Source organism: uncultured Cedecea sp., assembly GCF_947498825.1.
Lineage (GTDB): Bacteria > Pseudomonadota > Gammaproteobacteria > Enterobacterales > Enterobacteriaceae > JGM124.
This window is the reverse complement of the sequence record NZ_CANMLV010000001.1, coordinates 87,809-100,898: the sequence shown is the minus strand read 5'-3', so window position 1 is coordinate 100,898 and position 13,090 is coordinate 87,809. Positions and strand designations below refer to the sequence as shown.

Here is a 13,090-nt window from a genome sequence, read left to right as displayed (position 1 = left end):
GGCTTAATAGCCCGACCCGTGAAGGTCGGGCAGGAAACTGCGGCTACTTCACTTCACCGCAAGTCAGACAGAACGCATAACGGTTTTGCGGATCGTTCATGGTGGCGAACCGATCGTTTTGCGCTTTGACTGCCATGGCCGCATCAGCCAGCGGCGCAGGCAGATAGGCTTGTAATGCTTGAGGCAAGACGGCACGTACAGAGCCTGTCACAGAGTCAAACACGATATCAATCAACGTAGGCTCGTCTTGCCAGAAGCTCAGATGCCATTGTTTCAGCCTGGCAAGCTCTGCGGCTTTTGCCACGGCATCATCAAAGTCACCGAGAGCATCGACCAGTCCTTTCGCTTTTGCATCTTCGCCGGTCCAGACATGGCCCTGGGCAATCGCATCGACCTGTTCCAGACTCATACCACGGGCTTTTGCAACGAGACCAATAAAGCGTTGATAACCATGCTCGATTGACAGCTGAATCATCTGCTGTACTTCAGGCGATAACGCCTTGGTCACAGCCAAGTCAGCCAGTGGTGAAGTGGCGACACCGTCAGTGTAAACCCCTACTGAGGCCAGAGTATCCTGTACGGTATTGATCACCCCGAAGATACCAATCGAACCGGTCAGTGTGCTCGGATTGGCGATAATGTAGTTTGCAGGTGTTGATACCCAGTATCCTCCGGAAGCGGCCATACCGCCCATAGAAACGACAATCGGCTTTCCGGCTTCGCGGGCGGCGACTAACTCGCCACGGATCAGCTCAGACGCACTGACACTGCCACCTGGACTATTGACGCGCAGGATAATGGCTTTCACGGTAGGATCCAGACGCGCATCACGGATTTGCTCTGCTGTGGTATCCCCGCCCACTTCTCCGGCGGTTTCCGGACCATCCATAATCGCCCCGTTTACGAAGATAACGGCAATACCTCCGCCTTCGGATGAAGCAGGTTTAAGGTGGTAGTCATAAATACTGGTTGCGCTAAAATCTTTGTTCTCTTTGTTCCAGCCGAACTGTTTGATCAACGCTTGATCAACTTGTGCATTGGCAGCCAGTTCGTCAACCAGCTTGTTATCCAGCGCATACTGTGCGGTATCACCGTTAAGCTTTTTCAGGTTGTCCAGCATCGCCTGCGCACCTGGGAAGGCTTGCTGAGGGGTTATCTGGCGGTTAGCGGCAATGGTCGTGATAAAGTTCTGCCACAACTCGCCAATCCATAAGCTGTCCGCCTCACGTGCCGCAGGTGACATATCGTCACGTAAGTAAGGTTCTACCGCTGACTTGTAGGTACCGACACGGAAGACGTAAGTTGAGACTTTTAATTTTTCCAGCAGACTTTTGTAATACAAGGTATTAGTGGCAAAGCCACGTAAGTCAATGCTGCCTTGTGGAGAGAGCCAAATTTTATTGGCAAAGCTGGCAAGGTAATACTGACTTTGATTGTAGTAATCGCCTCGGGCGAAGACAGGTTTACCGCTGTCGCGGAACTCGCGCAGTGCCTTGCCGATATATTGCATTGACGGCTGATCTGCCCCGACAAAATCTTTTAAATCCAGAACGATACCGGTAATGTTGCGGTCATCTTTAGCCTGACGGATAGCATCAACAATATCGAACAGCGAGTTTTCTTGTAGCCGGTTAGAGTTAGCGCCCAGCAATTGACGGCCAATCACGCCCAGTTTGTCACTCACTGAAGCTTTATCTACCACAACGCCACTGATATCAAGCAACAGGGCACCACGGGCAGGTTCTGTCGTATCACCTTTCATCTGAAGCCAGATGCCGACGCAGACCAGGATTATCAAAATAAAAAAAATGTTCAGTACTAATTCGCGGATAAAATTGAGCAGACGCCATGTCCACTTAAAGATACCCATAATGAATCGCCCAATAATGCGCATATTTTCTCCATAACTTCCACTGGGATGCCCGCACGTCGAAATATTGACAGCTAAAACGGTGAGCGTGATGGCTATCCTAAAGATCAGGTGACAAAAAGTCAGTAGCCAATCCGCATGGCACTGTAACAAAAATAGTGACTGTGTTAGTTTTGGGAATGAAAATCATTTAAGGGGAAGGTTATGGATGCTCTTGAACTGCTCATTAATCGCCGTAGTGCGTCTCGCTTAGCTGAACCTGCTCCTTCAGGAGAGGTACTGGAAAATATTCTCCGCGCAGGTATGCGTGCACCGGATCATGGTACGTTACAACCGTGGCGCTTTGTGATTATAGAAGGGGAAGGGCGTGAACGCTTTGCCGAGGTACTGGTGGCAGCAGCCACTGCTGCAGGCTTTGATGAGAAAGCGCTAGAGAAAGCCCGTACGGGTCCGTTACGGGCTCCACAAATTATTGCGGTGATTGCCCACTGTGATGACCAGCATAAAGTCCCGGTCTGGGAACAAGTTGCTTCAGCGAGCTGTGCGGTAATGGCGATGCAAATGGCTGCGGTAGCACAAGGGTTCAATGGGATCTGGCGCAGTGGTCCGTGGACAGAAGATGCTTCTGTACGTGAAGCCTTAGGTGGCCGTGCACAAGATAAAGTGGTGGGTTTCCTCTATCTCGGAACGCCGCAACTTAAAGCTTCCACTACCATTAATCCCCCCGATACGGCACCTTTTGTTCGTTATTTCTAAGTAAAATTTGTCTGGATTGCGAGCAATTGTAGCGTAATCCAGATAACTGCACTTATCAGAATCGCTTTTGAGCGCTACCATACAGGGATGAGTATTCATCAATGACAGGAGCGACTGATGAGCAAGCACAATATTCGCCTGACGCAGTATAGCCATGGAGCTGGGTGTGGCTGCAAAATTTCCCCACAGGTATTAGAGACCATTCTTCATAGCGAACGGGCGAAATTTATTGACCCTCATCTGCTGGTTGGCAATGAAACTCGCGATGACGCCGCCGTTTACTCTCTTGGAAATGGCACCTGCATTATCAGTACCACCGATTTCTTCATGCCCATTGTCGATTCACCTTTTGATTTTGGCAGAATTGCCGCCACCAATGCCATCAGCGATATTTATGCGATGGGAGGTAAGCCGATTATGGCCATTGCCATTCTTGGCTGGCCGGTGAATATCCTTGACCCGACGATTGCCCGAGAAGTGATTGAAGGGGGACGTTTTGTCTGTCAGCAGGCGGGTATTTCACTGGCGGGCGGGCACTCTATTGATACCCCTGAGCCAATTTTTGGCCTTGCCGTTACCGGTATTGTCCCGACGAGCAAAGTGAAAAAAAATAGCTCGGCACAAGCGGGTTGTAAACTCTATCTGACCAAACCTCTGGGCATTGGCGTGCTGACGACCGCTGAGAAAAAGTCACTGCTACGCCCTGAACATCAAGGCCTGGCGGCTGATGTGATGTGTCAGCTTAATCTTGCGGGCAGTGAGTTTTCTGATGTTGAAGGCGTGATGGCCATGACTGACGTCACCGGGTTTGGATTACTGGGACATCTCAGTGAAATGTGTCAGAGCGCAAATTTGCAGGCGATTATCGACTATCAATCGGTGCCTAAGTTACCGGCAGTTGAAAGTTATATTGCCCAAGGCTGTGTCCCCGGTGGTACGGGACGTAACTTTGCCAGTTACGGTCATTTAGTGGGTGAAATGCCCGTAGCCTGGCGTGATTTGCTCTGCGATCCCCAGACTTCGGGGGGGCTCTTATTAGCCGTTCGCGATGATGCCCAGGCTGCCGTTCATGCTATTGCCGAACGTCATGGCATATTACTGAATGTGATTGGTGAACTGTACTCGCCGCAAGCGGGCCAACCTGTCATTGAGGTTCGTTGATTTTATGCGGTTGTTTATTGCCGAAAAACCGAGCCTGGCCCGTGCTATTGCTGATGTGTTGCCAAAGCCCCATCGCCGGGGCGATGGTTTTATTGAATGTGGTAATGGCCAGGTCGTGACCTGGTGTATTGGCCATTTGCTCGAACAAGCTCAGCCAGACGCTTACCATGAACGCTATGCGCGCTGGAATCTGGCCGATTTACCCATTGTGCCGGAAAAATGGCAGCTCCAACCGCGCTCCTCAGTGACCAAACAGCTTAACGTCATTAAGAGACTGTTAACTCAGGCGTCTGAAGTGGTGCATGCCGGAGACCCGGATCGTGAGGGGCAGTTGCTGGTGGATGAAGTGCTCGACTATTTACAGTTAGCCCCTGAAAAACGCCAGCAGGTTCAGCGTTGCCTGATTAACGATCTTAATCCGCAGGCGGTTGAACGGGCGATTTCACGGTTGCGGGCCAACAGTGAGTTTATTCCGCTTTGTGTTTCTGCCCTGGCCCGTGCCCGGGCTGACTGGCTGTATGGGATCAATATGACGCGTGCCTATACCATCCTGGGCCGTAATGCGGGTTACCAGGGGGTACTTTCGGTAGGAAGGGTGCAAACTCCGGTGCTTGGGCTGGTGGTCAGACGCGATGAAGAGATCGAAAATTTTATTCCCCGGGACTATTTTGAAGTCAAAGCCCATATTGTCACTCCGGCGGAGGAGCGTTTTGTCGCTCTCTGGCAGCCCAGTGAATCCTGTGAGTCACATCAGGATGAAGACGGGCGTTTACTGAATCGGAAACTGGCAGAACATGTGGTGGCCAGAATCACCGGGCAGCCCGCTATTGTCACGGCATATCAGGACAAACGCGAGTCGGAAATTGCACCACTGCCGTTTTCACTTTCCAGTTTACAGATTGAGGCCGCGAAGCGTTTTGGGCTCAGTGCGCAAAATGTGCTCGATATCTGTCAAAAACTTTATGAAACCCACAAAGTGATTACCTATCCACGCTCAGACAGCCGTTATCTGCCAGAAGAACATTTTGCCGGACGTCAGGCGGTTCTCAATGCGATTGGTATTCAGGGGGATTTTCAGCCTTTTCCGGATATTAATATCGACCAGCACAATCGTTGCTGGGATGATAAAAAGGTCGATGCCCACCATGCGATTATCCCGACCGCCCGCAGTAGCAAAGTGTCACTGAACGACAATGAAGCGAAGGTCTATAATCTGATTGCCCGGCAATATCTGATGCAGTTTTGCAGCGATGCTCAGTTTCGTAAATGCACGATTGAGCTGGAGATTGTCGGGGGCAAATTTATCGCCAAAGCCCGTTTTCTGGCTGAAGCGGGCTGGCGTACTTTATTGGGCAATAAAGAACGCGATGAAGATAACGACGGCACTCCCTTGCCGGTGGTTGCCAAGGGTGATGAGCTGCTATGCGAGCAGGGAGAGGTGGTAGACAGACAGACTCAGCCACCGCGCCATTTTACGGATGCCACGCTGTTGTCGGCAATGACCGGCATTGCGCGTTTTGTGCAGGATAAAGATCTCAAGAAAGTGCTGCGAGCGACCGATGGTTTAGGGACAGAGGCGACCCGGGCGGGCATTATTGAATTACTGTTTAAGCGGGCATTTTTAGAAAAGAAAGGCCGTGCGATTCATTCCACTCCGGCGGGAAGGGCGTTAATTCACTCGCTACCGGAACTGGCCGCGCGCCCGGATATGACTGCGCACTGGGAAGCCACTCTGACACAAATCAGCGAGAAGAACTGCCGCTATCAGGACTTTATGCAACCGCTGGTTGAAACACTGTATTCGCTTATCCATCAGGCCCGTACCACGCCAGTACAGCATGCCTTTAAGGGCATTACTGCACCGGACAGTGCTGGCCGGGGGAAATACAAAAAACAGGGAAATAACCATGCCGCTAAAAAATCGTCTGCTCGTCGCCGCAACCCTCCTGAGCCTGTCGCTCCTGGCGGCAGCGAATAACAATGCTGATATCGGTATTATCGTACCGCCGGACGTGCTGACGCAGCGAGGAGCCGGACAGCCGGCTCCCTGCTTACAATGCTGTGTTTACGCCAATCAAAGCTACAGCGAAGGGGCGATGATTAAAACTGAAGGGATCTTGCTGCAATGCACTCGTGATAAGCAGGTATTAAGCACTAACCCGCTTATCTGGCAGCGAGTTAAGCCCTGATCCTGCTGTTTGTGCTATAGCGATTATCGTTGTTCGCTATGGCACAGTACCCTGCGAAGTCGATAATATGACAAAGATATCGGCGACTATGGGAAATAGAACCATGCAGTTGAAATCAGGCCATTTGTCACTTCAAAAACCGCAACGCTCTCCAAAGGCTGGTCAGATAAGCCCTGTATCAATTCATGGTCGAAAACTTTATTACCCATGACCATTCTGGAAATAAGCTCCGCTTTAAGTTTCGGGTTATTAAAACGATTATTCACATAAAATTCACGTAACGACTCTTTTCCTGTTATTGAAGGACTTTCTCCCGGCATACGGTAACCTTTGAAATCCTCTGAAAAGCACGACATGAACGCCTCAATATCATGCGCGTTATATGCTTCAAACTGAGCTTGAACGGGTGACTCTACCGACACAGCGATCTCCACAAGTGAATTTATATTCAATTTAATGGCATATATAATCATTCTTGGCGCATGTAAGCAACTCAAGACTTGAGTGGAGTGTGCTTCTTGTCCAGTATGCGTCTGGCACAAAACTGACCGAACAGAGAGCCCGTTTTGTCCATCAAGAACAAGATATAAAAAATATGGTGCAAGAAAATTTCGTTCAGAATGAAAGAACTGGGATGATTTTCTTCATACAGCGGTGGGTTAATGTTAAATTAATTAACAATATTTCTCATTGTGGAAGGATAACCACATGACGAAGCTGAAAAAGGATGCCCTGCTCAATTAACGCCACAGGAAAGTAGATGAAAAAATATCTCTTCGCATTACCCCCCGCAATTATCATGGCATTACCCTGCACGCAAGCACCAAGCTGAATATGATCGAGCCCGCATGGCAAAATGCCCGTATTAAATTTATGGAGCAGCAAAACGCCACAAAACCAAAAATCTGACCTTTTATCTTTATTGATCCCCGTATGGATAATAAAAATTAACGGTTTATTCCTGTCATACTTCAAGTTGCCAGGGAGTAGCCAGCGTTTGGCCCGTCGAGTCACTGTATTTATTTGAGCATATCGACGGACTGAGCCTGGTTCCTACAAGCAACTTGAATGATGTTGTATATACCCGTCATACTTCAAGTTGCTTGGGCGTTACCTTCGTCAATCCTGCCGAATCACATAGTTTATCTATGCTCATCGCCAGGATTGACTCTGCGCCTACAAGCAACTTGAATTATTTAGGGTATAGAATCTTTCAGGTCTTTGCCTGATAGTCATCTGTGCAAAATGTTGTCTTGCTTACCGTCTCTTTGAATCGCCGTTATTAGAGTATTGCCCGCAGCATCCGTCCTCCAGCAAGATCAGACCTGTCACCAGAATGCCAGACAAATGTACCGGAATAAGCTATTTGAGCTCTTCTCTTGCTTTTATGGCTCATTATCGTTGAGTCTGTTTTTATTATTTTTTGCAAACGGGATAACCTAATAATTACGGCCACTATTCATTTTTATAGTAAGCGATGAGTAAATTTTCAGTAAATGATTAGCACAGGATCGAATACTGCTTTGATACTTTGCTTTCGCCAATAATATGGCTACTTGACGATATAAAAGAAATACTGATATAGATTACGCACCGTTAATAACCAGGAAATTATTAAACACACAGTGGACAGAACCGAATCGTCAGCCACCTCCAGTTATACCAATGCTAACGTAGTTTCTTTGTGGAGGATAAGATGATGATTGAATCAATTCTTATCCTTATTCTGGGGATATTATTTATCCTCTTCATCATTGCACTCAACGGTTATTTTGTCGCTCAAGAATTCGCTTATATGGCGGTTGACCGCACGAAACTTGCCGCTCGGGCTGCAGCAGGGGACGTCGCTGCCAGGCGGGCCCTGGAAGTAACGAAACGAACCAGCTTTATGTTGTCTGGTGCACAGTTGGGTATCACGGTTACCGGACTTGTGGCCGGTTTTATTGCAGAACCTCTTATCGGTCGGTCATTTGGCGTCATTCTCGGTAGCGTCGGTATTCCTGTTGAAATTGGCATCACCATAGGTACGGTGCTTGCCTTGGTTGCTGCAACCATTACCCAGATGATTTTTGGTGAGCTATTTCCCAAAAATCTCGCGATTGCCAATCCTGAACCCCTCGCCAGAAAGCTCGCCAGTTCAACCCTTATTTATCTTGCCGTATTTGGCTGGCTTATTAGTTTCTTTGATAAGTCCGCGAATCTTTTTTTGAAAGCACTGCGTATTGAGCCGGTCCATGACCTGGATGTCAGCGTGTCGGCGAACGATCTTCCCCATATCATTGCTGACTCGCGTAATAGTGGCGATCTTCCTGTCGAGCTTTCTCTGATGATGGACCGAATCCTCGACTTCCCTCAGCGTGACGTGGAACATGCCATGCTCCCGCGTTTTCAGGTCGACTGGCTGACTCCAACAACAACAACAGGTGAACTCCGTGAAATGATGTCTAAAGGTCATACGCGCTATCCGGTTGTTGAGGACGATACGCCTGTTGGCATTGTGCATCTGGATGATGTTCTTACCTGTTTGTCCAAAGGCCAGAGTAACCTGCCTGTCTCAACGATAATGAAGGATGCCTCGGTTATCCCCACTCTGATGCCGCTTCCTGATGCACTCAGTCACTTACTGCGCAGCAAAAACCAACTTGCCTGCGTGATTGATGAGTACGGTGGCTTTGCGGGTATTTTAACGTTAGAAGATCTTGCAGCCGAAATTGTCGGCGAGATTACGGATGAACACGATCTGGAAACAGGAAGTTCTGTCACCCAAGGTGGGGAGAATATCTGGCTGATGGAAGGAGATGCTCCCCTGGACGAGGTAGAACGCGCGATTGGCTACGAGTTACCTCGTAATGAGGTTGAAACAGTCTCAGGTATGCTGATTGCAGAACTCGGTGCATTGCCGGTTAAGGGTGATTCAGTGACGATTGTATTACCCGTCGATCCGGCTGATTTGGTTGCGGATGTGCCACTCCAGAGAAAGTTAGTCGTCGATATTTTAGAGGTCGAGCGCTACGTCCCAACGCAAGTTCGCGTCTGCCTGGTTGAAGAAGTCATTAATGAGGGCTCACGATGAACGATCCGTTGTTTGTAACCCTGGCAACTCTCGCGTTAATTATCCTCAGTGGCCTGTTTGTCATTATTGAATTTGCGCTTCTGGGCTCTCGCAGACACCGCTTAGAGGAGATGGCTATCAACAGTCGCTCCGCAAGGGCAGCTTTGCGCGGTATGAACGATTTGACGTTAATGCTTGCGGGTGCCCAACTGGGTATCACCTTCTGTACTTTTGCTCTGGGGGCAATAACCAAACCGGCGGTCGATTTCTGGCTTGAACCCTTACTTGTCGCCTGGGGGATACCGCTATGGGTGGCAGGAGGAACCTCTTTTGTGCTCGCATTCTTTGTGGTCACCTTTTTACATTTAGTGATAGGTGAAATGGCTCCCAAGTCCTGGGCAATTGCAAATCCTGAGCGTTCGGCGTTAGCTGTGGGTATCATTGCTCAAGTCTATATCTGGCCATTACGGTCTTTGATGCGCGGGTTAAACCGCCTGGCAAACCGGCTGGTGAGAGCTGCTGGCGTTGAACCGGTAGAGAGTGCTGCAGTGGGTGGGCAGGATATCGCCACAATACGTCAACTTGTTGAGCATTCAGCTAAGACCGGGACACTCGAACCACAGGTTCAGCAACAGATCACAAGTCTTATTGACCTTGTTACTGTCCAGGTAAAGACGCTTCTTGTGGGAAAAAAAGGTCCGACATTCCTCCCGGCGGACGTAACGGTTGCTGATATCCGTGATGCAGCGCAGCGTTCAGGCCATCAAAGAATACTCCTGTCAGGCAAAGCGGAATCAATGCCGCTGGTGGTCCATTTAAGAGATACGCTGATGGAGCAGGATGACCGTCCCGCCTGTGAGATAGCGCGTCCGGCATTTATTATTGATTCCACTACGCCAATCTATGAGTCATTAGCGCTGATGCGCAAATCAAGCGTTCAGTTTGCCGTAGTGATGGAGGATCTGAATATGTGTGGTGTTGTCACGCTGAACGATATATTAAAGAGGATATTGCCTGCGGCCTCGTCAGCCTGAATGAGACAGAAGCGAACTGGAACAGATAAGGCTCAACCGGTCAAGGCTGAGCCTGAGGATATCTCAGTTGCATGATGTTTTCGGTATTCCGCTGTTAATGTGATGGCGGATACTGCTCACTGCGCGCTATGTTTTATCCCGAAGCATAAACACGACGGTGCCTCGATACCAGGGCGAGTCTGCCAGCAATTTTTCATACCGGCTATCCCATTCGCCATGCTGGACCAGACCAACAGAGAAAGGGATCTTCAGCTTACTTAGCGCCGGTAAATACCGGGAATATTGGGTGACAGTCTGTCGTCCCTGGTAGCTTTGTACGACAATTTCATCAATGGGTAAGGTGTTGAGTGTTGATATATCCCCTGTTTTTGCCCAGTCAAGCAAGCCGGTGACGCCGAGTGCGTAACGCGCAGGAAGCCGTTGGCGCAGCTCACGCAAAAAATCGCCGTAATCATTGAGGCGATGAGTTGCCGCATCAAAATCGATTTGTAGCCCGACAACCTGATTTCCCGCAGCTTCCCAGCGGTTCAGCAACATAACAATGCGTTGCCATGCCTCAGACGGCATATCAAGGGTCGTTATGCGTACCGTTAGCCAGATTCGGGGAAAACTCAGGCGACTCACGGGTAATCCTACCCGCTGAAAAATCACCTGTCCGCTGCGAGTAACCAGCTCCCCTTGATGCAGATAAACCACTTCAGCCTGGCGTAGAGCCGGACCGGGTTTGACGCCGGACCAGAGCCAGAATGCCCGATGCTGTTCGGCGTTGACCCGAGCCTGAACGGGAAAACTGAACAGGGCTGCAGTCAGTAACCCTACCAGTAGTATTTGAGTTTTTGCGCCCATACACTTCCCGGATACTGTGATTTTAACCGGCTGAACCAGTTTTTACGCTCGTGTTTATCGACGTCGGCACCACCGCAGTCGTTATAACCGGAAGGGGCATAACACATGACAGCCCGATACAGCGCATAGCTCTTATCTTCCGGCTCGCTTTTGGCGTCGGCTATCACCTGCTGGTAATAACCCTGACGGCTGGGCTGGCCGATAAACGTCTCATCTGAGGTGAGGGCGTCGAGCGCGATGTTCCCCGGGGAATCTTGCCACAGCGAGATTCTGGCATCGCCAGTACGCAGAAACTCACCCAGGCAATTCAACGCATGTCCGTCACGGTTATTTTTACTCAGAACGCTAACGGTTTCAGTTAATGATGGGCAGAAGTAGCCCTTTTCAGTTTGCCCACCGGACCCGTTAAAAACGCTCAGGTCTACATCTGCAAAACTATCCCCGGTAACTGGCTGTGAAATATGGCTTGCCAGGGCTTTATCTGCCAGCCATTCGGCGTAGCGCGCCTCAATCAAATCGCGCATCAATAAGGTATGCAGGGCGATAGTCCGCTCTTCGTTATTCGGTGCGGAGGCTACTTGCTGGCGTAATAAATCAGCATCAGCCCGGGTTTTAAGTACCACTGAACGGTAGCGCAGATTGGTTATCGGGCTGGTGGCGGCAAAAACAGCGGCAATATTGTTTGACTCAACCAGCGTGGCTGCCAGCTGACTTTGCAGATACTGTTGCTGTTCCACGTTCTGAGTGGATGCCAGTAACTGGGACCAGTGCTCCCTTGCCTGTGACCATTTTTGTTGGGCCATCAGCGCATTACCGTACAGCGCCTGTTCACTGAAGGCTAAAATATCATTTTCCGGTATATGGCTCTCGGGTTTAATGTCGCTTATCACCTGCGCATAATCTTTTTTCTGATAAGCCAGCATCAGGTTGAGATAGTGCCAGTAACTCAGCGTATCGGATTGTTCAAATACTGGTTTGATTTCATCCAGATAGCTTTTATCGGCGCAGGGTTGCCGCGTGTCGCAATCAAGATTGCGCATCATGCGCAGCGCCTGGGTAAAGGTGATCAACGGTGCTTCAGGAGAGTAGCGATAAATTGTGTCATTCCAGTTGCTATCCCGGCTTTGCAGTTTATTGTCATTCTCGGTGATAAGGGCTATCAGCGTGTTGATATCTTTTGCCTCGGTAAAGGCATGTTCATACAGTTTGGCCAGACTATCGCTATCTTGCAGATACCAGTTAATTTTCCGTAACAGACCGGTAGCGGACGCCGTATATTGTCCTGCCGGCCAGTGCTGAAGATAATCCCCGGCCCGTTTCAACGCTAATTTTGCCGCCTGCGGATCGACTTTATTGACATCAAAATCACCGTATTCACCTGCTGCATTCTGGCTGCTGGTATTCAGTGCGTTACGGATAAGCATATAGCCGCTCGTTTCTGCCAGCCAGGGCTGCGGGCTTTCCATCAGTGACAGCCACAGCGCTTCAGCCTCAGCATATTTACCGGCATAGAAGTCATTGGCTGCAGATAAATAGCGTTTGAATTGCTCCGCCGTTGATCCCGCAGGAAACTCGAGGGCTTCAATGTTTTCCTGGCTCCCTTCACTGCCATCAATAAGCAGTCTGACTTTTGCCAGCGTCTGTTGCTGTTCCGGGGTCAGACTATTATCGGCAAGCAGAGCTGAAAGAAAGTTTGCATCCGATTGCGCTGTCATTGAGACAAACCGATTTTCGTGTGTGTGCTCGTTGCTATAGTCAGGTTCTGTATCGGCCAGATCTAAACGTTCGAGTAACGTTTTCACTTCTGTGCTGGCAGGGGGCACGGTGTTTTGTTCTGCAGGTGATTTAAAGTTGTACCAGATATCAAGGTGCGGACCGAAATAAAAGTCACGGCTGCGGGAGAAGTCCGCTGGTATAGGTTGACCGGGCAAGGATAGTGCCGCCTTTTCGCCAAGCAAACGCAGCAGGTTATCGCGCGTATCATTGAATACACCCAGTACCGGCGGGCTGTCGATTAAACAGCCTGGAACTCCCCAGGGACAACTTGATTCATCTGAAGAGGCAAAGGCCGTTTGGCTGGCAATGAGTGAAAAAAGCAATGTGGTGGCGCAACGGTATACTCCAGATTTCATATCAGGCATCCTAAAAATCAAAACGTAGCACCAGGGCAGTGAGCATGACA

At 49.6% G+C, this 13,090-nt stretch carries 10 protein-coding genes; 6 read left to right on the top strand and 4 right to left on the bottom strand.

Going from position 1 to position 13,090, the window contains the following annotated elements:
• Nucleotides 1–43 precede the first annotated feature (43 nt).
• Complete coding sequence (gene sppA, locus Q1A40_RS00485) at nucleotides 44–1,894, bottom strand: signal peptide peptidase SppA (protein WP_299996367.1); 1,851 nt, start codon at nucleotides 1,892–1,894, stop codon at nucleotides 44–46.
• A gap of 180 nt (nucleotides 1,895–2,074) precedes the next feature.
• Here sppA and Q1A40_RS00480 point away from each other — a divergent pair, with 180 nt between their 5' ends.
• The 4 genes from Q1A40_RS00480 (at nucleotide 2,075) to Q1A40_RS00465 (ending at nucleotide 5,976) form a co-directional block, all read left to right on the top strand.
• On the top strand, nucleotides 2,075–2,626 hold the full coding sequence (locus Q1A40_RS00480) for an NAD(P)H nitroreductase (RefSeq protein ID WP_299996364.1): 552 nt from the start codon (nucleotides 2,075–2,077) through the stop codon (nucleotides 2,624–2,626).
• Between the two features lie 117 nt (nucleotides 2,627–2,743).
• Complete coding sequence (gene selD, locus Q1A40_RS00475) at nucleotides 2,744–3,787, top strand: selenide, water dikinase SelD (RefSeq protein ID WP_299996362.1); 1,044 nt, start codon at nucleotides 2,744–2,746, stop codon at nucleotides 3,785–3,787.
• Nucleotides 3,788–3,791: 4 nt separating this feature from the next.
• The gene (locus tag Q1A40_RS00470; RefSeq protein ID WP_299996359.1) at nucleotides 3,792–5,765 is read left to right on the top strand and encodes a DNA topoisomerase III; all 1,974 of its coding nucleotides are present in this window, start codon (nucleotides 3,792–3,794) and stop codon (nucleotides 5,763–5,765) included.
• Nucleotides 5,695–5,976: a DUF1496 domain-containing protein gene (locus tag Q1A40_RS00465; protein ID WP_299996357.1), complete on the top strand. Its 282-nt coding sequence runs from the start codon at nucleotides 5,695–5,697 to the stop codon at nucleotides 5,974–5,976. The genes Q1A40_RS00470 and Q1A40_RS00465 overlap by 71 nt, the downstream gene beginning before the upstream one ends.
• Nucleotides 5,977–6,062: 86 nt before the next feature.
• On the opposite strand, the gene Q1A40_RS00460 is transcribed toward Q1A40_RS00465, so the two are convergent.
• Nucleotides 6,063–6,398 carry a nuclear transport factor 2 family protein gene (locus Q1A40_RS00460; RefSeq protein ID WP_299996354.1) on the bottom strand — a complete coding sequence of 112 codons (336 nt, stop codon included), beginning with the start codon at nucleotides 6,396–6,398 and terminating at the stop codon, nucleotides 6,063–6,065.
• Nucleotides 6,399–7,672: 1,274 nt separating this feature from the next.
• Here Q1A40_RS00460 and Q1A40_RS00455 point away from each other — a divergent pair.
• On the top strand, nucleotides 7,673–9,049 hold the full coding sequence (locus Q1A40_RS00455; protein ID WP_299996351.1) for a hemolysin family protein: 1,377 nt from the start codon (nucleotides 7,673–7,675) through the stop codon (nucleotides 9,047–9,049).
• Entirely contained in the window at nucleotides 9,046–10,062 is a 1,017-nt protein-coding gene (locus Q1A40_RS00450) for a CNNM domain-containing protein (protein WP_299996349.1), read from the top strand. The genes Q1A40_RS00455 and Q1A40_RS00450 overlap by 4 nt, the downstream gene beginning before the upstream one ends.
• A gap of 126 nt (nucleotides 10,063–10,188) precedes the next feature.
• On the opposite strand, the gene Q1A40_RS00445 is transcribed toward Q1A40_RS00450, so the two are convergent.
• Together Q1A40_RS00445 and Q1A40_RS00440 are read right to left on the bottom strand one after the other, a co-directional pair.
• Nucleotides 10,189–10,908, bottom strand: coding sequence for a DUF3142 domain-containing protein (locus tag Q1A40_RS00445; protein ID WP_299996345.1), 720 nt, complete (start codon nucleotides 10,906–10,908; stop codon nucleotides 10,189–10,191).
• The gene (locus tag Q1A40_RS00440) at nucleotides 10,878–13,040 is read right to left on the bottom strand and encodes a hypothetical protein (RefSeq protein ID WP_299996342.1); all 2,163 of its coding nucleotides are present in this window, start codon (nucleotides 13,038–13,040) and stop codon (nucleotides 10,878–10,880) included. Before Q1A40_RS00440 ends, Q1A40_RS00445 begins: the two co-directional genes overlap by 31 nt.
• Nucleotides 13,041–13,090: the final 50 nt, after the last annotated feature.